This is a genomic window from Streptococcus sp. FSL W7-1342 (assembly GCF_037966635.1).
Taxonomy (GTDB): Bacteria; Bacillota; Bacilli; order Lactobacillales; family Streptococcaceae; genus Streptococcus; species Streptococcus salivarius_D.
On record NZ_CP150200.1, the window covers coordinates 834,878 to 853,833 of the forward strand.

The following is an 18,956-nucleotide window of genomic DNA, read 5'->3' on the forward strand; positions in this document are numbered from 1 at the left end:
TTCAAATTATAGACTTTATTGTACAACTGTTATCCAATAAAGTCTATAATTGACAGAAGGTTTGATCCCATTCTCTCAAATTATCGTCATCACCAATAAAAGCCAAGTAGTGGAGAATTTCTTTATGTATAATCTTTCCCATATTCTTATCGATAAATTTATAAAGGTATGCGGCTTCTAGCTCTTTAAGATAGAGTTTTTGTAACATGAAATAATCTGGGAATTGAATAGTTTTTAGTTCGTTTAAATAGTAATCACTATCTTCTTGATTTCCATAAAGAATGATTTGGAAAATACAACGACTGATAACATCTAAAGTGATTCGATCTAAATTATTTCTAGGATTTTTACCGAGAATTGATAGGAGTTCTTTAATGTAGATTGTTAGAGCATCTTCTGTGAAGATATCCTTTACCATATCCAGTAAATCAATATCAAGAAGTGTCCAAATATCAATCGAAAAGAAGTAGTTTTGAAGTTCTGTAGCAATATCTTGGTTAACCGGCTGGTTTTGAAGTTTTGAAACCTGACAGGTAATACAAAGACTAATCAGATAATCGCAATAATTAGTTTCTCCTAAAATGCGAAATCTTTCTGCGACTTGCTTTAGTGCTTCAAAATCTAGATTATTAGAGGCTTGATTGTATTGATTAGCGAGTTTTATGTAGGTTTCGTCCACAAGATATTCTTGTCCGAAAAATTCATTATATTCGACTTTTAGGTGTTTTAAAAGTTTGAAAAGAGTATCATTTGAGAGTGATGTTTTGTTATTTTCAAAGTCTGAAATACTCGCTACAGATCCGGACACTTGAGCGAGTCTCTGAATAGTGTATTTTCTCTGTTTTCGAATCTGCTTAAATTTTTGACCTAGTTCCATATAAAATTTCCTTATCGGATTTCTGAAATTTCAATAGTTGATACTATTAATAAACTAAAATAATAGTATCAAATGGAAGGAGGTAAAAGCAATGATTATTGAAAAAATAAATCAGTTGCTGTGTCACGATGATGGTTAAGTTTATTAAGTTACTTCCTAAGAAGGAAATGGTACTTTATATCATTTTTGCACTTCTTTATTCCTGTCAAGGAATTGTTATTCCTGTAATTATCCAGATGGCAGGTCATTTAGATAGCGGTAATAGTCAGGATTTAATAGTTTTTACATTTTCGGGCATTTCTCTTTGGGTGGCTATGTACGCTTTTATGTATATAGAGAATATTCTGCTTCGTTCTATTATTAGGGCATTTAATGTAAGACTATCAGGGAATATTTTGAAGAATTATGCTGTCTTTCCTAAAAAGAACTCTGATTCTGAGCTTTGCTCACTCTTGACACAAGATCTTGGAATCGTAGACCAGGAGTTCCTTCAATCATTTCTTATCTCACCAGTGTGGGGTGCCTCTGTCCTAGTATCTGTTATTTATCTGCTCAAACAAAATCTTATTGTGGGTAGTCTTTTTACTGTAGGTGCTTTTCTGATGATTTTGCCTCAGTTTATATTTAAGCGAAAATTAAAAGAATCGGGAGAATTACTAAGTAGCTCAAAAGAGAAGAATTTAAGAGCTATCACAGACTTTGGTAAGGGGATTGAAACGATTATTTGCAATCAAGCAGAAAAAGAAAATGTAAGGCAAACTCTCGTAACCCTTGGTGAGATGGAGAAGACACAATTTAAATATTATACACTTCAGAATTTAGTTATGTTTTGGACAGGACCTCTGAAAGCTATCGGCTTGATTGGACCGTTTGTGATTGGTCTTGTAATGAAACAAAATTCAATCACTACACTTATTGCTATGATGTCTGCATCAACATATCTTATTAACCCCTTACAACAAATTCTGGAGGCTATTGCAAGTATTCAATCAAGTCAAGTGATAAAAGATAAATTATTGACATTTGGAAGTGAGACAGAAATTCCCTCAAAAGGGTATCACATACATACTTTAGAAGAAATTCAGTTAAAAAACGTCACTAAATCTTATGATAATCAAGAGATTTTTCGAGATGTTACGGTTACTTTTTCATTGTCTCAGCATAATCTTATAGTTGGTGATAGTGGTATTGGGAAAACAACACTTTTTAGGTTAATATCAGGGCAAGATAAGGCATATAGTGGGGAAATCATTTTTAAAAGCATTGATGGAAGGGAGCTGACTCCAAATTTAGATAACATTGCAATTATTCATCAAAATCCCTATGTCTTTCATACAAGTGTGCGACATAATCTAACTCTTTATCAAGATTGTTCTGACTCATTGCTCATTTCAACACTGAAAAAGGTTGGACTATGGGAGGCTTGTTGTCACCAATTAGACTATGAATTAACTGGAGATAACTTTTCAGGTGGTCAAATCATAAAACTGGAGATTGCACGTGCTATTTTGAGAGGCAAGCAGGTTTTACTTGCGGATGAGATGATGGCTTCTTTAGATGCAGCAAGTTCAAAGGAAATAAGAAATGTCTTGCAACAATTGCCTAATAGTATTATTGAAATTGCTCATCATTACAAACTGGAAGATTACGATGCTGTCTATAGAATTGAAAATAAGTCAATCGTAAGAATTAAATAACACGAGATACTTTCAGTAAAAGTTAGACAGAGTAGTTGCTTAGTCTTTTCTTTCGATTTACAAACTTGAAGATTTTAATTTCAAATAAAACACCTAAGTCAAGCGACTCAGGTGTTCTTGTGTTATTTTTCTTTTTTGTTATGGTTCAAAATAGCATTGAGGACGATGGCAAGCAAGCTTGCAACCACGATACCGTTTGAGAAGAACATTTGGAAAGCATTTGGTAAGCTGTTGAAGAGGTTGCTACCGTTAAGACCAACCCCTGCAGCGATTGATACTGCAGCAATCAAGAAGTTGTGTTCGTTATTGGCGAAATCAACACGCGCCAAGATTTGCATCCCTTGGATAGAAACAAAACCGAACATGACAAGCATTGCACCACCAAGGACTGGGCTTGGGATGATTTGTGCCAAGGCACCAAACTTAGGAAGGAGTCCAAGAAGAACAAGGAAACCAGCTGCATAGTAGATTGGCAAGCGAGTCTTGATACCTGACAACTTCACAAGACCAACGTTTTGTGAAAAACCAGTGTATGGGAAGGTGTTGAAGAGTCCACCAAGGAGAACAGCCAAACCTTCAGCGCGGTAGCCGTTACGAAGGCGAGTGCTATCGAGTGGTTCTTTGGTGATATCAGAGAGGGCCAAGTAAACCCCAGTTGATTCAACCATAGACACAGTAGCGATAATACACATCATAATGATTGATGACAACTCAAACTTAGGTACCCCGAAGTAGAATGGTGTTGGCACGTGGACAATAGGTGCCGCAGCTACTGGTGAGAAATCAACCAGGTGCATGCTTGCTGCGATAGCAGTACCGACAATCAAACCAATCAAGATTGAGATAGATTTGATAAATCCTTTAGTGAAAATATTAACTACAAGGATGATAAGAACGGTGATAGCAGCAAGGAAGAGGCTTTGACCAGTTGGTTTATCAACATTGTTTCCCATATTTCCGATAGCGACAGGGATGAGGGTCAAACCAATAGTTGTGATGACTGATCCTGTAACGATCGAAGGGAAGAGATTGGCTACTTTTGAAAAGACGCCAGAAACGAGGATAACATAAATCCCTGAAACGATAAGGGCACCAAACATAGCACCGCTACCGTGTTTCTCACCAATCATAATGAGTGGTGCCACTGACTGGAAGGCAACCCCAAGAACAACTGGAAGACCGATACCGAAGTATTTATTAAGTTGAAGTTGGAGGAAGGTTGCTACACCACACATGAAAATGTCAGTGGAAATCAAGTAGGTTAATTCATGAGCTGAATACCCCAAGGCCCCAGCAATCATGATTGGCACCAGGATTGATCCCGAGTACATGGCAAGTAGGTGTTGCAGTCCTAGGACCGCTGCCTGCGAATGTTTCTCTTTGTTTTGCATTAGATGTCTGCCTCCTTAAATACGACCTGTCCATTTTCAAAACGATCCAAACGAGCAAGTGAAACGACTGGGTAGCCAGCTTCTTCCAGAAGGGCACGACCATCTTGGAAAGATTTCTCAATAACGATACCAACCGCTTCGACGTGTGCACCAGCTTCTTCGATGATTTGAATCAAGCCTTTGGCAGCTTGGCCGTTAGCTAGGAAGTCATCAACGATGAGGACCTTATCTTCAGGAGTGAGGAACTTGCTTGCGATAGAGACAGTACTAGTCACCTGCTTAGTGAAGGAGTAGACCTCAGCAGTGAGGATCCCTTCATTCATGGTGATATTTTTAGCCTTCTTCGCAAAAATCATAGGGACATCCAAGGCCTCAGCAGCATAGAGGGCTGGAGCAATACCAGATGCCTCGATAGTCACCACCTTGGTGATGCCTGCATCCTTGAACTTTTCAGCAAAGACCTTTCCAATCTCACGCATGAGGTCAAAGTCCACTTGGTGAGTGAGGAAAGAGTCAACTTTGAGGATGTTCTCCCCAAGGACATTCCCATCATTGAGAATGCGGTCTTCCAGTAATTTCATATTACCTCCTATAAAAAATATAACTAAAGTGTATTTTGATTTTTCCCAGATTCTATTGAGAACCTGACAAAGATCAAAACAATCGAATAATAGAAAAAGGCTTGCAAAGCAAGCCTTTAAAATCATAAAAAGACGGTAAAATCTTATTATGACTTTATGACTTACTCATTGTTAGGTGTTACGGCACCTTGTAGAAACGTCACGCCGATTCGTGACATAAATAAGTAATGTTCTCATTATTCGATGAAGCTGTCGTTGGTTGATGATAAATCAATATCAACTCTATAATAATACTATATTTTCTTTGAAGACTCAAAGGATTTTTCCTATGAAAACGCACTATTTTAAAAATTGGAAAATTCAATCTAACATTATTGTAAGATTTGCTGAGAATGGTCGTTTCTTCTAGCATTTCTGTTATAATAGTGGGAAATGAAAGAGGTAGAGTTATGCATAAGATTTTATTAGTTGAGGACGATGAGGTTATCCGTCAACAAGTCAAAAAAATGCTAGAACAGTGGGGTTACGAAGTTGTTCTTGTTGAAGATTTCATGGAAGTATTATCTATTTTTGTAAAAGTAGAGCCCCACTTGGTTCTTATGGATATTGGTTTACCTCTATTCAACGGTTATCATTGGTGTCAGGAAATTCGTAAGGTCTCCAAGGTACCTATTATGTTTTTATCTTCTAGAGATCAGGCCATGGATATTGTTATGGCAATCAATATGGGTGGGGACGACTTTGTGACTAAACCTTTTGATCAAAATGTTCTCTTGGCAAAAATTCAAGGGCTTTTGCGTCGTTCTTATGAGTTTGGTAAGGATCAGAGTCTCTTGGAATATATGGGTGTGATTCTGAACCTTAAGGCCATGGATTTGGTTTATCAGGGTGAGGTCGTTTCTTTGACAAAGAATGAGTTTCAGATTTTACAAGTTCTCTTCGACCATGCTGGTAATATCGTTAGTCGGGAAGACTTGATGAAGGAGCTTTGGAATAGTGACTTCTTTATTGATGATAATACCTTGTCAGTTAATGTAGCTCGTTTACGTAAGAAGTTAGAGGCAGTGGGTTTGAAGGATTTTATTGAAACCAAGAAAGGTGTTGGCTACGGGTTGCGTCATGATGGGTAAGTGTCAATTTATCAAATACCATATTAGGTCTCGTCTGCCTTTCTATCTTTTGTTTGTCTTTAATGGAATCATCTTGGTCTTGTTTGCCTTTTTATTTGAAGAGGCGGCAGATATTCTTTATTATGCCTTGACCATAATGACCTTTGTGACTATCATCATGGTTATTTGGGACTCGGTTCGCTCCTATCACTCTTATAACTTAGCCTTTCTCTATGAGGAAATCACACCATCAAGTCCTTTGGAATTTTACCTGTCCCAAGCTTTGGAAAGTGCTAGGGAGAGCCAGATGTCTCAGACTGAGGAGGAGCGCAAGCGCTATACAGATTTGATGGACTACTATACGCTTTGGGTGCATCAAATCAAGACGCCAATAGCAGCTAGTCAATTATTGCTTCAGGATGTTACGGATAGTAAAACGAGGGCTCTCTTGGAGCAAGAGGTATTCAAGATTGATTCTTATACCAATTTGGTCTTGCAGTATTTACGTTTAGAGAATTTTCATGATGATTTGCAGTTGAGGCAGGTTACATTAGAAGACTTGGTTAAAGAAGTTGTTAGAAAGCATAGTCTTTTCTTTATTCAAAAAGGATTGGCTATTAATCTACATGACTTAGATGTTAAGGTCGTTTCAGATGAAAAATGGCTCTTAGTTATCATAGAGCAGGTCTTATCAAATAGTTTGAAGTACACAAAAAGCGGTGGTATTGAAATTTACTTCAAAGATAACGGGCTTCATCTTAAAGATTCTGGGATTGGTATTAAAAATAGTGATATTCTACGGGTTTTTGAGCGTGGCTTTTCAGGTTACAATGGTCGACTGACTCAGCAGTCCTCTGGGTTAGGTCTCTATCTTTCTAAGAAAATTGCTGATCAGCTTGGACATGATATTAGTATTAGCTCCCAAGTAGGCCAAGGAACCACAGTCTCCATTCATTTTCAAAAGCAGAAGTTGGCTATTGATTAATAACTTACAAAAGTGTAAGAAATATGACCACAAATGAAAGCAAGGGTTATGGTTGAGACCTTGCTTTTTCTATAAAATGGTATCAGAAGTTAAGTAAGAGGTTCCTAAAATCTCTTCCAAATCTATTAAATAAAGGAGCTTATTATGGCGTTACTAGATGTTCAACATGTTAAAAAAATCTATAAAACACGTTTCAAAGGAAATCAGGTTGAAGCCCTTAAAGATATCCATTTCACGGTTGAAAAGGGTGAGTATGTTGCAATCATGGGTGAGTCTGGCTCAGGAAAATCAACCCTGCTCAACATCCTTGCCATGCTTGATAAACCAACAGCAGGGCGTGTCTATCTTAATGGTACGGACACAGCAACCATTAAAAATAAGGATGCTTCCAGTTTTCGTCGTGAAAAATTAGGGTTTGTTTTCCAAGATTTCAACCTTTTGGATACCCTATCTGTTAAAGATAATATCTTACTACCTTTGGTCCTTTCTCGACGCCCACTTAAGCAAATGATGACACAAGTAGAAGCTATAAGTCGTCAATTGGGAATTCATTCCTTGCTAGAGAAGTACCCTTATGAAATTTCAGGTGGACAAAAGCAAAGGGTTGCGGTTGCGCGTGCAATCATCACTAAACCAGAAATCCTCTTAGCAGATGAGCCAACAGGTGCCCTGGATTCCAAATCTTCAGCAGCTCTCTTGGATGTCTTTGATGCGATCAATGCCAGTGGTCAGACCATTCTTATGGTAACTCACTCGACAGCGGCTGCCAGTCGTGCACAGCGTGTTCTATTTATTAAGGATGGTATTCTATATAATCAAATCTTCAAAGGTGATAAGTCTGAACATCAAATGTTCCAAGAAATTTCCGATACACTTACAGTAATGGCAAGTGAGGTGAACTAATATGTTTTTTCTGACCAATAGACTGGCTTTGTCCAATCTCATAAAAAATCGTAAGCTTTATTATCCATATGCTTTAGCAACTATTTTGGCTATTGCCATTACCTATATTTTTACATCTTTAACGCTTAATCCGCATCTTGATGACTTAACTGGGTCAGATCCTATCAAGATGGTTTTGGGGATGGGACTTGTGATTGTCGCCCTCTCTTCTGGAATTATTGTTCTTTATGCCAATAGCTTTGTTATGAAAAATCGTTCAAAGGAGCTTGGCCTCTATAGTATGTTAGGCTTAGAGAAGCGTCACCTCTTTAGTATGATTCTAAAAGAAACGGTGATTATGAGTTTTGTGACTCTGCTTCTAGGTATAGGTGTGGGGGCACTATTTGATAAACTCATTTACGCTTTTCTTCAAAGGCTTATCGGTGAAAGTACTGGTTTGGTTTCGACCTTTCAAGTAATGACAATTCCTATTGTTCTTGTCATCTTTGCTTGTATTTTTAGTTTGTTGGTTTTGATAAACGGTTTCCGATTGCTACGGCTAAATCCTTTACAATTAACTAAAGATGGCCTTAAGGGTGAAAAAAAGGGACGTTTCCTAGTTATTCAAACCTTTTTGGGGCTTGGGTCTATGGGGTACGGTTACTATCTTGCTCTCTCTGTTCAGAATCCAGTAATAGCTATTATGAGTTTTTTCTTGGCTGTTTTACTAGTTATTCTAGGAACTTATCTTCTCTTTAATGCCGGGACTACAGTCGTTCTGCAACTCTTGAAAAAGAAGAAAAACTACTATTACAAGCCTAATAATATGATTTCCATTTCAAACCTTGTCTTTCGGATGAAGAAAAATGCAGTTGGTCTGGCGACTATTGCTATCCTCTCAAGTATGGTTTTGGTGACGCTTGTAGGAGCTGCAAGTATCTATGCTGGAAAAAAAGACTATCTAGCGAGTGCTACTCCACATGATTATTCAGTTGCGGGCAATAAAGTTGACCTTACAAGCACTAAAAAGCTTATGGATGATTTCTTAATCAAAACAGGTGAGCAAGCAAATGAAGAAGTAGCTGTCTCTTATCTTCTCTTTGGTATAAAAAATCAAGAAACTAATAAGTTAACCGTTTTTACTAAAAATGAAAGAAAAGTTGTTCCAAAATCAATTGTTTTGGTCTTCTCTCAAGAAACCTTTAAGCAATTGACAGGGAAAGAACTCAATCTCAGTTCTAATCAAATTGCCTTATACACTAAGAATAAAACATTGAAGACGCAAAAGAGTCTGTCCATAGATAGTAAGAACTACCAGATTCATAGGCAACTTGGTGACTTTATCAATAAAAAAATACCAAATATCTATAAGATCATTGTGTCAGATTATAGTTACTTAGTTGTACCAGATATCAAGATTTTTGAGTCTTCAATGAAAGGGACATCAATAGCACAAGCTACTTATGTTGGTGTTAACGTCAAGGACCCTACACATGATGCCAAGAAAAATTCAGATTTGCTAGACCAAATGACAGATAAAGAAACACAACAGTTAGCTGGACAAACTACTGGTGTCTCTCAGTCTTACCTCACTGCTAATAGCCGATATGATGCAGAAGGGATGGTAAATGGCTTTGTTGGTGGAACCTTCTTTATTGGTATCTTCCTATCCATCATCTTCATGCTTGGCACAGTTCTTGTAATTTACTATAAACAGATTTCTGAAGGTTATGAGGATCGTGAGCGCTTTGTTATTCTTCAAAAGATTGGGTTGGACGACCTTCAAGTCAAGCAAACCATTCGTAAGCAAGTACTTACCGTCTTCTTCCTCCCTTTGATTTTTGCCTTTATTCACTTGGCCTTTGCTTATCATATGATCAGTTTGATTGTCCGTATCATTGGAGTTCTCAATCCAGATCTTATGTTAGTAGTTACAATTATTGTTTGTGGTGTCTTCTTCCTAGCCTATGTCTTGGTTTTTGCCCTTACTTCACGTTCCTATCGTAGAATCGTATCAATGTAACTGACCTAGAGTCTAGCTTCAAACTAGGCTCTATTTTTTTATGCTATAATAGATGACAGAATTATAAATCATCGGAGAAAACACATGTCACAGACTATTGATGTCAAACGTTATGAGGAATTGGCACGTCAAAAGCAGGGGGAGCACCGTAAATTTCTAGCACAACTCAAGAAGAAAGCCCCTAAAAATTTAGATAAGATTGTTCAGCAGGTACACAATGAAGTTTTTCAAGAAATTGATTGTACCCAGTGTGCTAATTGTTGTAAGACGTTAGGGCCAGACTTTACAGAGCAGGACATTACTCGTATTGCTAAGCATTTTCGTATGAAGTTACCTGCTTTCGAGGAGATGTACCTGCAGGTAGATGAGGATGGTGACAAGGTCTTCAAGTCTATGCCTTGTCCATTCTTAGGGCCTGATAATCTCTGTGACATCTATGATGTCCGTCCTAAGGCTTGTGCCGCCTTTCCTCACACGGATCGTAAGAAAATCTATCAGATCAATCATCTGACTATTAAAAATACGCTTTTCTGTCCAGCAGCCTACCTTTTTGTGGAAAAACTCAAGGATAGGATTTAGAAAGGAACTGTTATGAGACGCTTTAATGCAGGTGTTATCACCCTACTTATTATTGCTGCCTATTTTATCGCGACAGCTTTTATTCCAGATCTTTATTTGGCCTTTAATTATAAGTTGATTTTGGCCTTGCTTTTTGTGCTTTTGAGCTGGCAATCTAAGGGGAGATTTCTCTTTTTCTTGGGAATGGCTTTTCTATCGACCTATATCCATGACCTCTTTAGATTGGACTATTCGGAATGGACTCTCTTTGTAGGAATTCTTATCTTGGGAATTGCGGTGGACCGTTTGAGCAAGCCAAGTTATAAGAAGAACTTCTCTTACAAGGTGTCTAAAGAACATGAGCGAGAGATTTTCGCTAAGAGCTTATTTTCAGAGTCTGTTCAGGTGGTGACTTCTCAAAATCTCGAAACGGTCTATGCCAATGCCGATTTTGGACGTTTGACTTTAGATTTGCGTCAGGCTCAGTTTATGACGGACCGACCTCAGATTGTGGTTCAGGCCAATTTTTCTCAGGTTATTATTCGAGTGCCTAAGGATTGGCAAGTGGATACACACGGGCTTCATACAAGCTTAGCAGGAGTGAAAGGCTACGATAGTCTAGGAGATCGAGAGTTATCAAGAACGACAGTTTCTCTAACAGGCTCTGTAACCTTTGGACAAGTAACTGTCAAACATTGAAAATAATGAAAGAGCGAAAGCTCTTTTTTTCTTGCAAATCCTTCTTATATAACATTGAATACGTTTACAAATAGTGCTATACTGATAGTGAAAATAATTGGAAATTTGCAATCATTTACTAGAAAGGAGTCTTCTTATGCAACGGTTTAATCTTCGGAGTTTCTTGTTGCTTTTACTAGCAGCTTGTTTTATCGCTAGTGCCTTTATTCCAGATTTTTGGATCATGGTCAATTATAATCTGGTTTTCTTCGTGGCCTTCTTTTGTTTTGGTATCTTGAATAAGCGACCTCTCCTCATATTTCTTGGTTTGGCCTTCTTATCACCCTATATTCATGACTTGTTAAACCTCGATTTTGCACAGTGGAATCTCTTTAGCGGTATTTTTCTCATTGGCTTGGCTTTAGAGCTTTTTTATGGTCGTAGTCAAAAGAAAGGGCTCACTAAAGACTATAAGGTTAATAAGAATGACCAAGAGGGACCTCATATTTCTGTTAAGACCTATATGGCTGAGGATAGGTATCGTATCTATTCTCAAGAAGTCGAAACGATTGATATGAATCTAGCTTTTGGTGAGCTTTGGTTGGATTTGAGTCAGGCCAAGTTTGCGTCAGATCAGGTAGCTGTTCATCTTGATGCTAAGTTTGGTGAAGTTCATATCCGACTTCCTCACGGCTGTGTCATGGATAGCACTGGAATTTCACATCCTCTATCATCTGTGAATGTGGATCGATTTGAATCTGATTTCGAGCAAGTTGAAACAAGGCTTCATCTGACCGGAAGTCTCTTCTGCACTGAGTTGGAAGTGGAGTATTAAGGGAAGTCCGATGATATCAGCTCTATCGTCAATTAGCATGGCTCCTATACAAAAGAAAGGAAATCACAGGTATGAGTGAAACGGTTATTCAAGTCACATCCCTTGGAAAACGCATCAAGGGAAAGACCATTTTAGAGGATATTAGTTTTGAAATAAACAAGGGCGATTGTGTCGCCTTGATTGGACCAAATGGTGCGGGTAAGACTGTCTTGATGTCCTGTATTCTTGGTGATAAAAAACCGAGCAGTGGTCAGGTCCTCATTGATGGTAAGGCAGGTAAAGCCAAAAATAAAATCGCAGTTCTCCTTCAGGAAAATACCATTCCAAATAGTTTGAAAGTGGAAGAGCTGATTGTCTTCTTCCAATCTATCTCTGATAATCCCTTGACCAATCAAGAGGTGCAAGACCTCTTACAATTCAAGGAAGACCAGTACCAGCAGTTTGCGGACAAACTCTCTGGTGGACAAAGACGTCTTCTAGCTTTTGTCCTTTGTTTGATAGATAAGCCCCAAATCCTCTTTTTGGATGAACCGACTGCGGGTATGGATACCTCTACTCGTCAGCGTTTCTGGGAGATTGTCAATGACTTGAAAAAAGCTGGGACAACTATCCTCTATTCCTCTCACTATATCGAAGAAGTGGAACACACGGCTGACCGCATCTTAGTCCTCCATCAGGGAAAACTTATCAGAGATACCACGCCATACGCTATGCGACACGAAGAGAAGGAGAAGCAGGTCACTCTTCCAAGTAGCTTTGTTAGCATTGTTCACGGACTGCCAGACATCTATGAGATTACTGAAAAGAGGGATGTCATCAGCTTCATGACCAAAGATATTGAAAAGGTATGGCAAAGTCTTGAAGAAGCGGGCTGTGGAATTTCTGATATTGAAATTCAAAATAAAACACTCTTGGATAGCCTATTTGATTCAACAAGGGAGGACAAGGCATGAAAGCATTACTAAAAATTGAGTGGATTAAAACGTGGCGAAGTTGGCCAGTCTTTATCATGGGAATCGGGATACCTGTCGGATTTTTCCTCCTTTTTTCTAGTATCTTCTCAGCACCTACTCCAGAAGCTCAAAAAGAGTTTTTGCTGTCTTATATGCTGACCATGACTGGCTTCTCCATGTCTAGTTTTGGTTTGTTTACCTTTCCCTATATGTTGCAAGAGGACCGAATTGAACACTGGTTGACCTATATCGAGCACTCAAAGGTTAGTATTGCAGCTTATTATCTTTCTAAAATCTTTCGTGTGCTTCTAAACTTTATGGTTGCCATCATTGTGACCTTTTGTGTAGGTGCCTTTTTCCGAGATGTAGAGATGCCATTCTTTAGATGGGTAGGGTCAGGTGCTCTCTTACTTTTGTCCGGTCTGCTCTTTCTAGCTTTTGGTTTACTTATCGCTCAGATTAAATCTCAACAATTCATGTCTCTTGTGGCAAATATTATTTACCTTGTCTTGCCTATAGTGAGTGGTTCATGGGTTCCTATTTCCATGTTCCCTAAGTGGGTTCAGAGCATCTCTGAGTGGACACCTGTCTATCATGTCAATGAATTGGTCGTTAATTTTGCCATCAATGGGAAATTTTCATGGAAATCACTCCTGTTTATTGTAGCTTATACTGCAGTAGCAACAGGGCTTGCACTCTTTATCAAGTCTCAAAGGGAAAGTGATCACGGTTAAGGGAGAAATAATGGATATTTGGCAGAAAATGTATGAAAAGGCTCAGGCATTGTATCAGCCACAGGAAGTCTCAGACTTTGTCTATGCTAGACACGTTGTGGCTGCTGTTGAGTCTGAAGATGGGCAAATTTTCACAGGCTTTTGTATGGAAGGAACTTGTGGTGTTTTCCACCTATGTGCTGAAAGGGCTGCCCTTTTCAATATGTATCAAGAAACTGGTCAAACTAAGGTTAAGCGAATTATCGCCTTTCGTGACCAGCCACCTCATGGTGGACCGTCTGGTATGCCTTGTGGGGCTTGTCGAGAATTTCTAATGGAACTGCACCCCGACAATCGTAACTTGGAGTTTATGGTTGACTACGAAACACGTCAGACCATTACTTTGGGCGAATTATTGCCACTATGGTGGGGAGAAGAACGGGCTCAACAGTTTGAAGAAAAGTCGCAAGACAAGGCTTAACGTTTATAGAAATCACAAAATCCTCACATCTTAAGTGTGAGGGTTTATTTTTTGAAATTAATTTCAGAAAATTCGAAATTTACCTTGAAATTCAAAGCGAAAGTGCTATACTATTTTGTGAAAATAGAAAGAAGGTTTCATTATGGAGTCACTTGTATCTTTTAGTAAATGGCTCAGCAAATGGTTTACTGTAGCTGTTATCCTCTGGGCGGCCTTTAACTACGCCTTTCCTGCAACTAGTAGTTGGGTCATTCCCAATACGGCTTATCTGCTTGGTTTGATTCTCTTTGGTATGGGGCTTACCTTGACAACTGAAGATTTTAAACGTATTGCTAAGCGTCCAATTCCAGTTGTTCTCGGGACTGTAGCTCACTATGTCATCATGCCTGGTTTGGCTTGGTTGCTTTGTATGATTTTCCATCTGAAAGGTGCGACAGCAGCAGGGGTTATCCTTGTTGGCTCTTGTCCAAGTGGGACTTCATCGAGTGTCATGGCCTTCCTTTCAGGTGGGGATGTTGCCTTGGATGTCTCTATTGAAACCCTCTCAACTCTTTTGGCACCACTCATGATTCCAACCCTCTTGTCATTCTTGGCTGGTCAGTACGTGAGTGTCCCTGCCCAAAGCCTCTTCCTAAGTACCTTGCGTATCGTGGTTGTCCCTATTATCTTGGGTGTGCTCGTTCACTCAATCTTTGGTAAGAAAATCGATGCCATCATCAAGATTATGCCTTTGATTTCACAGGCCGCCATCCTCTTGATTGTTGGAGCAGTTGTTTCTGCCAACCATGCTAATATTTTCACAGCAGCGACAGCCCTTGTTATCCCAGTTGTTATGCTTCATAACCTTTGTGGTTATGCCCTTGGTTTTGGATTTTCAAAAATCCTTGGTTTGGAAGAACCACAACAAAAAGCCATTACTTTCGAAGTGGGGATGCAAGATTCAAGTCTTGGAGCAACCCTTGCCATGAAATATTTCGTGCCACAAGCTGCCATCCCATCAACTATCTTCAGTATTTGGCACAATATCTCAGGTTCTATCCTTTCATCATGGTGGAAGAACCATTCAAAAAATAATTAATAAGATAATGAAAAGCTGACCTTGAGTTGGCTTTTATTTTTTAATAAAGAATCTTTTTCGAGGCTTTCCTTAGGTGATTGCCTTTGGCTACGGAAAGTCAGAGTGCATTATAAAGGACATGTCGTCCGCACTTATTACGAACTTGCTGAGAGATATTAGACTATAGAAAGCTGACCTTAGGTCGGCTTTTTTACGTCACATGACAAATGTCATGTCATGTCATGACATCTGGTGCTAAAAAGAGAATGACCAAAAAGATATACTTTAGTCATAACTTAGAAATAATAAAAAACGAAAGAGGTCATCTCATGAAAATCAAAACATCTTACCTTATCTACGCTGTCATCGGAACTGTCTTTGCTGGACTTAGCATGTTTACTGACATCTTTGAAAAAGGCAATTTTGAAGCTATCTTCTCAAATTTGGGCATGATTATTGGCTTGTCTATCTCAGCCTACATTCTCATCACGATGGCTAAAAGTTTTATCGACCTTGTCATTAAAGAATTGAAAAACTAGGAGGCCCAGTATGAAATTATTGAAAATACTAAGCATTATGCTCCTAGCGGTAATTTGGACCATCCTCTTTACCTATGTCCTACTTCATGGCAGCAGTGATATTCTCTACAGTGTCATGGGGGTATCTGTTGCAGCTTGTTATGTTTTTCTAGCCTTCTATCAAAAGAAAGGAAATCACACACATGAGTGAAGCAATCCTTCAAGTCACAAATCTTGTCAAAAAAATCAAAGGAAAAACAATTTTAGACAATATTAGCTTTGAGGTGGGACAAGGCGACTGTCTTGCCTTAATCGGGCCCAATGGTGCTGGTAAAACGACCTTAATGTCCTGTATTCTTGGTGACAAGAAAGCTAGTAGCGGTCAAGTCTTTATCAAGGGCAAAAAGGGTAAAGCACAAGATCAAATTGCTGTTCTCCTTCAAGAAAATACCATTCCCTCACAATTAAGAGTTAAGGAACTGATTGCTTTTTTCCAAGATATTTCTGAAAATGGCTTATCTAAAGAAGAGATACAAGCACTCTTACAATTCAAAGACGACCAGTATCAGCAGTTCGCAGACAAACTCTCAGGGGGACAAAAACGTCTTCTTGCCTTTGTCCTCTGTCTTATTGGCAAGCCTGACATTCTCTTTTTAGATGAACCGACAGCAGGGATGGACACTACGACACGCCAACGCTTTTGGGAAATCATCAATGATCTGAAAAAGTCAGGTGTGACCATTCTCTATTCGTCCCACTATATCGAAGAAGTCGAGCACACAGCTGACCGCATCTTAGTCCTTCATCAAGGGAAACTTATTAGGGATACTACGCCACATGCTATGCGTAGCGAGGAAAAGGAAAAGCAAGTCACCTTACCAAGTCGCTTTGCGCCAAGTCTTGACAAACTGGCAGCAATTTATGATGTGACTGAAAAACGTGATGTTGTAACCTTTATGACTAAAGATATTGAAAGTATTTGGAGTAGTTTACAAGCTCTAGGCTGTCGCATTTCTGACATTGAAATTCAAAACAAGACACTTTTAGATAGCCTATTTGATAGCACAAGGGAGGACAAGTCATGAAAGCACTACTTAAAATCGAATGGATAAAAACATGGCGCAGTTGGCCAGTCTTTATCATGTCCATCGGAATGCCCGTCGGATTCTTCCTCTTGTATTCAGGTATGGAAATGAGTTCTGACCCAGCGTCACAAAAAGCCTTTATCTTGTCCTATATGTTGACCATGACAGGATTTTCTATGTCCAGCTTTGGTTTCTTTACCTTCCCCTACATGCTTAGAGAGGATCAAACCGATCACTGGTTAACTTACATCGAACATTCAAAAATCAGTATTCAGGCCTATTACCTGTCAAAAATCTTCCGAGTTCTTATGAACTTTATGGTTGCTATCCTAGTGACTTTCTGTGTGGGAGCTTTTGTGCGTGATGTTAAGATGCCATTATCACATTGGCTTGGTTCAGGGGCTCTTTTACTCTTGTCAAGCCTAGTCTTCCTATCCTTTGGCTTGCTCCTTACCCAAATTAAGTCTCAACAAATCATGGCTATCGTCGGAAATATCGTCTTTTTAGGTCTTGCAATTATTGGTGGCTCTTGGATGCCAGTAACCATGTTTCCAAAATGGGTTCAGCACATTTCGGAGTGGACACCCATCTATCATATCAATCAGTTAGTAGTCAATTTCGCAAAAAAAGGGGAATTTTCATGGAAATCGCTCATTTTTATCTTGGTCTATGCTACAATAGCTACAGGCTTAGCCCTTTTTATCAAATCTTACAGAGAAAGTGACCATGTTTAGAAGTTACCAGAAGAATGATTTCGCTTATTTTGTTAGTCTGATTTTCCTTGTTTTCCCAATCTTAGGTGTTTTTGGCGGGTATTTTCCAGTCTGGACCCTAGTTTTGACGGGTCTGTTTACCATCGCTTATCTCCTTATAGTGTATTTGAAAAAAGCTTATAGCAAGTGGATTCCCTTTCTGTGGTTTTACACTCTAGCTTACATTATCTTTATGTCCGTGACCTTCCAGGGTGGCATGATGTGGTTTGTTTTTTTCAATGTTAACCTTCTCGTTTGGCGCTTTGAGGATAGTATATCTTCTTATCGATTCTTTTCCTTTCTAGCGACGCTCTTGATTTTGACGTCATCATCCTTCCAACTGACAGACGATTTGAGCACCCACCTCATGTCCCTGGCTATTACTCTTTTTTCTTTGGGAATGTACTATTTTCAAAGCCGTATGCGTCAGGAGAGAAAGATGGAAGAAGCCCTTGCGGAGCAGAACCGGACCATCAATATCTTGTCAGCTGAAAATGAACGCAATCGTATCGGCCGTGATTTGCACGATACCTTAGGACACACCTTTGCCATGATGAGTCTCAAAACTGAGTTGGCTCTAAAACAGATGGACAAGGAGCAGTATGATGCTGCTAGGAAGAATTTGGAAGAATTGAATCAGATAAGCCGTGACTCCATGTACGAGGTGCGTGAGATTGTCAATAAACTCAAATACCGAACGGTGGCCGAGGAGTTACTGGAACTCGAGCGACTCTTTGACCTATCTGATATTGTCTTGACCGTGGATAGTAGCCTTGACTTAGAAAGTCTGTCGCCCGTTAGCCAGTCGACATTGTCCATGGTACTTCGTGAACTGGCCAATAATGTTATCAAACATAGTCAGGCCGATAGCTGTCAAATTCGTCTAAGACGTGATCATGGTATTGTTTTAGAGTTTGAGGATGATGGTTGTGGCTTCAAGGAAGTCACTGGGCAAGAGCTACACAGTATCAGGGAGCGTCTTAGTTTGGTAGATGGAGACTTGGAAATTCTGTCTCAATCGCATCCAACCATTATTCGTGTGCATTTAAAAGAGGGAGGAAAAGCATGAAATTATTAGTCGCCGAAGACCAGTCAATGTTGAGGGATGCCCTCTGCCAACTCCTTATGTTGGAAGACGATGTCGAAGAGGTCCATGCGGCCAGTGATGGCCAAGAAGCCATTGCTCTCTTGGAAAAAGAAGAAGTCGACGTAGCCATTTTAGACATTGAAATGCCAGTTAAAACAGGCCTGGATGTTCTTGAGTGGATCCGTAGAAACCAAAGAGAAACGAAGGTCGTTATTGTAACCACCTTCAAACGAAAAGGCTATTTCAAGCGAGCCCTTGCAGCCCAGGTGGATGCCTATGTGCTCAAAGAGCGTTCCATCAGTGACCTCATGGCGACCATCCATACCGTCCTAGCAGGTCAAAAGGAGTACTCGCCAGAGCTGGTTGAAGGTGTTGCCTTTGACAATAATCCACTTAGCCAACGCGAACAAGAAGTCTTGGCCATGGTAGCTCAAGGATCAACTAACCAAGAAATCGCCGAAAGCCTCTTTCTTTCAAATGGAACAGTTCGAAATTACATGACAGCCATCCTAACCAAACTTGACGCAGGTAACCGAACAGAAGCAGTCCGCATTGCCAAAGAAAAAGACTGGCTAGGGTGAGGAGAAGTAGATAAGAATGAAGTCACCAGATGGTGGCTTTTTTTATTATCCTGTCCTATATAGAAAGTATTTTACATTTTTTCCAATATTTTGATTTATAATAGTGCTATAAT

21 protein-coding genes and 1 riboswitch are annotated in these 18,956 nt (G+C 39.3%); of the genes, 18 read left to right on the forward strand and 3 right to left on the reverse strand.

Translation table 11 applies throughout. The features are described from left to right. Positions 1-43: 43 nt before the first annotated feature. On the reverse strand, positions 44-877 hold the full coding sequence (locus NSQ79_RS03630) for an Rgg/GadR/MutR family transcriptional regulator (RefSeq protein ID WP_049553603.1): 834 nt from the start codon (positions 875-877) through the stop codon (positions 44-46). 131 nt (positions 878-1,008) lie between these two features. Between NSQ79_RS03630 and NSQ79_RS03635 the strand changes: the two genes are divergently transcribed. Further along, positions 1,009-2,574, forward strand: a complete 1,566-nt coding sequence (locus NSQ79_RS03635) for an ABC transporter ATP-binding protein (RefSeq protein ID WP_065428506.1) — start codon at positions 1,009-1,011, stop codon at positions 2,572-2,574. A 122-nt stretch (positions 2,575-2,696) separates the two neighbouring features. Here NSQ79_RS03635 and NSQ79_RS03640 read toward each other — a convergent pair whose 3' ends face one another. Both NSQ79_RS03640 and NSQ79_RS03645 read right to left on the reverse strand, forming a co-directional pair. Continuing rightward, entirely contained in the window at positions 2,697-3,965 is a 1,269-nt protein-coding gene (locus NSQ79_RS03640) for a nucleobase:cation symporter-2 family protein (protein ID WP_164332072.1), read from the reverse strand. Further along, a complete protein-coding gene (locus tag NSQ79_RS03645; RefSeq protein ID WP_014634692.1) occupies positions 3,965-4,546 on the reverse strand; it encodes a xanthine phosphoribosyltransferase in 582 nt (193 codons plus the stop codon). The genes NSQ79_RS03640 and NSQ79_RS03645 overlap by 1 nt, the downstream gene beginning before the upstream one ends. A gap of 148 nt (positions 4,547-4,694) precedes the next feature. Further along, positions 4,695-4,790: riboswitch (purine riboswitch) on the reverse strand. A 205-nt stretch (positions 4,791-4,995) separates the two neighbouring features. On the opposite strand from NSQ79_RS03645, the gene NSQ79_RS03650 reads away from it, so the two are divergent. The 17 genes from NSQ79_RS03650 to NSQ79_RS03730 all read left to right on the forward strand — a co-directional run bounded on the left by NSQ79_RS03650 (position 4,996) and on the right by NSQ79_RS03730 (position 18,843). Beyond that, on the forward strand, positions 4,996-5,676 hold the full coding sequence (locus NSQ79_RS03650; RefSeq protein ID WP_004182305.1) for a response regulator transcription factor: 681 nt from the start codon (positions 4,996-4,998) through the stop codon (positions 5,674-5,676). Then, a complete protein-coding gene (locus NSQ79_RS03655; protein ID WP_164332071.1) occupies positions 5,666-6,640 on the forward strand; it encodes a sensor histidine kinase in 975 nt (324 codons plus the stop codon). The genes NSQ79_RS03650 and NSQ79_RS03655 overlap by 11 nt, the downstream gene beginning before the upstream one ends. 144 nt (positions 6,641-6,784) lie before the next feature. Beyond that, entirely contained in the window at positions 6,785-7,543 is a 759-nt protein-coding gene (locus NSQ79_RS03660) for an ABC transporter ATP-binding protein (RefSeq protein WP_164332070.1), read from the forward strand. A 1-nt stretch (position 7,544) separates the two neighbouring features. Beyond that, positions 7,545-9,545 (forward strand): ABC transporter permease, encoded by a 2,001-nt coding sequence (locus tag NSQ79_RS03665; RefSeq protein WP_164332069.1) that lies wholly within the window; start codon positions 7,545-7,547, stop codon positions 9,543-9,545. An 84-nt stretch (positions 9,546-9,629) separates the two neighbouring features. After that, positions 9,630-10,124: a YkgJ family cysteine cluster protein gene (locus NSQ79_RS03670; protein ID WP_002885314.1), complete on the forward strand. Its 495-nt coding sequence runs from the start codon at positions 9,630-9,632 to the stop codon at positions 10,122-10,124. A 12-nt stretch (positions 10,125-10,136) separates the two neighbouring features. Beyond that, complete coding sequence (locus NSQ79_RS03675) at positions 10,137-10,802, forward strand: hypothetical protein (protein ID WP_156209638.1); 666 nt, start codon at positions 10,137-10,139, stop codon at positions 10,800-10,802. Positions 10,803-10,938: 136 nt separating this feature from the next. Next, positions 10,939-11,616, forward strand: a complete 678-nt coding sequence (locus NSQ79_RS03680; protein ID WP_156209639.1) for a hypothetical protein — start codon at positions 10,939-10,941, stop codon at positions 11,614-11,616. A gap of 71 nt (positions 11,617-11,687) precedes the next feature. Then, complete coding sequence (locus NSQ79_RS03685; protein WP_156209641.1) at positions 11,688-12,569, forward strand: ABC transporter ATP-binding protein; 882 nt, start codon at positions 11,688-11,690, stop codon at positions 12,567-12,569. Continuing rightward, the gene (locus NSQ79_RS03690) at positions 12,566-13,303 is read left to right on the forward strand and encodes an ABC transporter permease (protein WP_038676273.1); all 738 of its coding nucleotides are present in this window, start codon (positions 12,566-12,568) and stop codon (positions 13,301-13,303) included. The genes NSQ79_RS03685 and NSQ79_RS03690 overlap by 4 nt, the downstream gene beginning before the upstream one ends. A gap of 10 nt (positions 13,304-13,313) precedes the next feature. Then, the gene (locus NSQ79_RS03695; RefSeq protein ID WP_164332067.1) at positions 13,314-13,763 is read left to right on the forward strand and encodes a cytidine deaminase; all 450 of its coding nucleotides are present in this window, start codon (positions 13,314-13,316) and stop codon (positions 13,761-13,763) included. A gap of 142 nt (positions 13,764-13,905) precedes the next feature. Then, positions 13,906-14,841, forward strand: coding sequence for a bile acid:sodium symporter family protein (locus NSQ79_RS03700; RefSeq protein ID WP_164332066.1), 936 nt, complete (start codon positions 13,906-13,908; stop codon positions 14,839-14,841). Positions 14,842-15,149: 308 nt separating this feature from the next. Next, on the forward strand, positions 15,150-15,359 hold the full coding sequence (locus NSQ79_RS03705; RefSeq protein ID WP_014632978.1) for a hypothetical protein: 210 nt from the start codon (positions 15,150-15,152) through the stop codon (positions 15,357-15,359). A gap of 10 nt (positions 15,360-15,369) precedes the next feature. After that, positions 15,370-15,549: a hypothetical protein gene (locus NSQ79_RS03710; RefSeq protein WP_164332065.1), complete on the forward strand. Its 180-nt coding sequence runs from the start codon at positions 15,370-15,372 to the stop codon at positions 15,547-15,549. Beyond that, positions 15,542-16,423 (forward strand): ABC transporter ATP-binding protein, encoded by an 882-nt coding sequence (locus NSQ79_RS03715; RefSeq protein WP_164332064.1) that lies wholly within the window; start codon positions 15,542-15,544, stop codon positions 16,421-16,423. The genes NSQ79_RS03710 and NSQ79_RS03715 overlap by 8 nt, the downstream gene beginning before the upstream one ends. Next, the gene (locus NSQ79_RS03720) at positions 16,420-17,157 is read left to right on the forward strand and encodes an ABC transporter permease (RefSeq protein ID WP_164332063.1); all 738 of its coding nucleotides are present in this window, start codon (positions 16,420-16,422) and stop codon (positions 17,155-17,157) included. The genes NSQ79_RS03715 and NSQ79_RS03720 overlap by 4 nt, the downstream gene beginning before the upstream one ends. Then, positions 17,150-18,244 (forward strand): sensor histidine kinase, encoded by a 1,095-nt coding sequence (locus NSQ79_RS03725; RefSeq protein ID WP_164332062.1) that lies wholly within the window; start codon positions 17,150-17,152, stop codon positions 18,242-18,244. Before NSQ79_RS03720 ends, NSQ79_RS03725 begins: the two co-directional genes overlap by 8 nt. Further along, positions 18,241-18,843 carry a response regulator transcription factor gene (locus NSQ79_RS03730; RefSeq protein WP_164332061.1) on the forward strand — a complete coding sequence of 201 codons (603 nt, stop codon included), beginning with the start codon at positions 18,241-18,243 and terminating at the stop codon, positions 18,841-18,843. The genes NSQ79_RS03725 and NSQ79_RS03730 overlap by 4 nt, the downstream gene beginning before the upstream one ends. The last annotated feature ends 113 nt before the right edge of the window (positions 18,844-18,956 follow it).